Annotated in this window: 4 protein-coding genes; 2 read left to right on the forward strand and 2 right to left on the reverse strand. The window is 73.7% G+C overall.

Annotated elements, in window-relative coordinates:
• Positions 1–370, reverse strand: a 370-nt coding sequence (locus PROKR_RS06635) for a winged helix-turn-helix transcriptional regulator (protein WP_084800289.1), incomplete at its 3' end; no start/stop codon positions are given.
• Between the two features lie 125 nt (positions 371–495).
• Here PROKR_RS06635 and PROKR_RS06640 point away from each other — a divergent pair.
• Positions 496–1,383, forward strand: coding sequence for an NAD(P)-dependent oxidoreductase (locus tag PROKR_RS06640; protein ID WP_036960945.1), 888 nt, complete (start codon positions 496–498; stop codon positions 1,381–1,383).
• Complete coding sequence (locus PROKR_RS06645; protein WP_036960947.1) at positions 1,380–2,261, forward strand: NAD(P)-dependent oxidoreductase; 882 nt, start codon at positions 1,380–1,382, stop codon at positions 2,259–2,261. Before PROKR_RS06640 ends, PROKR_RS06645 begins: the two co-directional genes overlap by 4 nt.
• 13 nt (positions 2,262–2,274) lie before the next feature.
• Here the strand turns inward: PROKR_RS06645 and PROKR_RS34110 are convergent.
• Positions 2,275–2,460: hypothetical protein (locus PROKR_RS34110; protein ID WP_036960950.1), on the reverse strand; the 186-nt coding region annotated here is incomplete at its 5' end.

Raw genomic sequence — 2,460 nt, forward strand, 5'->3', positions numbered from 1 at the left:
GCAGCGCCGCCGCGTCGCGGTGCTCGACCAGCTCCGACCGCTCGCGGCGGATCCGGTCCACGCCCCAGGCACCGAGCGGGGCGAGCGCCGCGTTGAGCGCCGCGCCGTGCTCGGTGAGCGAGTACTCGACGCGGGGCGGCACCTCGGCGTGCACGCGGCGGGTCAGGAGCCCGTCCGCCTCCATCTCGCGCAGGTGCTGGGTCAGCATCTTCTCGCTCACGCCCGGCAGCCCGCGGCGCAGCTCGGCGAACCGCCGCACGCCGTGCTCGTCGAGCTCCCAGAGGATCAGGCCCTTCCACTTGCCGCTCACCACGTCGAGGGCGGCGTCGATGCCGCAGATGTAGGGGCCGTTCCGGGGTGCCTTCGCCATCGCGCGCTACTCCTGTCCAGGGTACTTACCACGAGGTAAGTACCCCAGTAATTAGTGGGTACTTCCACGATCGTACGTCCCGCGGTGAGCATGGTCAGGTCCACATCGACCTGAGGAGAAACACCATGACCACCACCGAGGGCACCGGCGTCACGGTGCTCGGACTGGGCGCCATGGGCAGCGCTCTCGCCTCCGCGCTGCTCGACGCCGGCCATGCCACGACCGTCTGGAACCGCACCCCCGCCCGCGCCGCCGGTCTGGCCGCCCGGGGCGCCGCGGCGCCGTCGGACATCGCGGAGGCCGTGACGGCCCACCCCCTGGTGATCGCCTGCCTGCTGGACCACGCCTCCGTGCACCAGAGCCTCGATGCCGTGATCGGCACCATGCGGGGCGGCGCCCTGGTGAACCTCACGACCACCACGCCGAACGAGGCCCGCGAGCTCGCCGGCTGGGCGGCAGCGCACGGCGTCGACTACCTCGACGGCGCGATCATGGCGACCCCGCCCATGATCGGCACCACCGAGGCCTCGATCCTCTATAGCGGCCCACGGGAGGTGTTCGACGGCGTCCGCCCCGTCCTCGACCGTTGGGGCACCAGCACCTACGACGGCGCCGACCCCGGCCTGGCCTCGCTGTTCGATCTCGCGCTGCTCTCGGGCATGTACACGATGTTCGCGGGGTTCCTGCACGGGGCCGCGATGGCCGGCTCCGCCGGCATGACCGCCACCGAGTTCGCCGCGCGCGCCACGCCCTTCCTCAGCGCCATGACGGCGGGCTTCGCGCACGACGCCGCCGTGGTCGACGGCGGCGACTACACGGTCCCCGGTCAGCAGAGCCTGGACTTCTCGGACCTGAGCCACATCGTCCGCGCGAGCGAGGAGCAGGGCGTCGCTCCCGGACCGGTCGCGGCCGTGCAGGAGCTGATCAGCGGGCAGATCGCCCAGGGGTACGGCGCCGAGGGCTTCGCCAGGATCTACGAGAGCCTGCGGGCCGACGCGGAGGTCGCCCGATGACCACCCCCGTCACCCTCATCGGCCTGGGCCCGATGGGCCGGGCCATGGCACACGCCCTGCTCACCGCGGGCCACCCCGTCACCGTCTGGAACCGGACCCCCGCCAGGGCCGCCGACGTCGTCGCGGCCGGGGCGCGGCTCGCACCCACACCCGCGGACGCCGTCGCCGCGAGCGACCTGGTGATCCTGAGCCTCACCGACTACCAGGCGATGTACGACATCCTCGGAACCGCGACGGCCGCGCTCGCGGGCCGCACGCTCGTGAACCTCAGCTCCGACTCGCCGGACCGGACCCGCGAGGGCGCCGCCTGGGCCGCGGATCACGGCGCGCGCTTCCTGACGGGCGGTGTGATGAACCCTGCGCCGATGGTCGGCACCGACGCGGCGTACGTGTACTACAGCGGTCCGGCCGACGTGCTGGACGCGCACCGCGACGCGCTGACCACCATCGGTGCGCCGCGCTACCTGGGGGAGGACGCCGGGCTCGCGCAGCTCATGTATCAGGCCAACCTCGACGTGTTCCTCACCGCGCTCGCCGGGCTGATGCACGCCACCGCGCTGCTGGAGCCGGCCGGTGTGCGGCCGACGGCGGCGCTCCCGGAGCTGCTGCAGACCCTGACCGGCATCCCGGAGATGCTGGACGCGGGCGAGGACACGGCGGCGCAGCTCGAGGCGGGCGAGCACCCGGGCCACCTGAGCACGGTCACGATGATGGGCGCCACCGCCGACCACGTGGTCGCGGCCAGCGAGGCGGTGGGCGTCGACACCGGTCTGCCGGCCGCCGTCCAGGCGTACTACACCTGGGCCCGCGAGCACGGCCACGGCGGTGACAACTGGACCCGGATCATCGACGCGATGCGGCCCCGGGCGAAGGCCTGACCAGCCCGCCTGATCAGCCCCGCCCGATCCGCCGGCGCGGGTCCAGCCCCGAGTCGGCGAGGCTGGTGACCATGCCGCCCGGGGTGAACGCGCGCTCCGCGCGCAGGTCCTGCACCACGGAGCGGAGCAGCCCGGGCACGAAGTCCCGCCCTCGGCGCACGCACCACGGCAGCCCGGCCCGCACGAGCCAGACCAGCCG

The organism is Promicromonospora kroppenstedtii DSM 19349, from assembly GCF_000515355.1.
GTDB classification, from domain to species: domain Bacteria; phylum Actinomycetota; class Actinomycetes; order Actinomycetales; family Cellulomonadaceae; genus Promicromonospora; species Promicromonospora kroppenstedtii.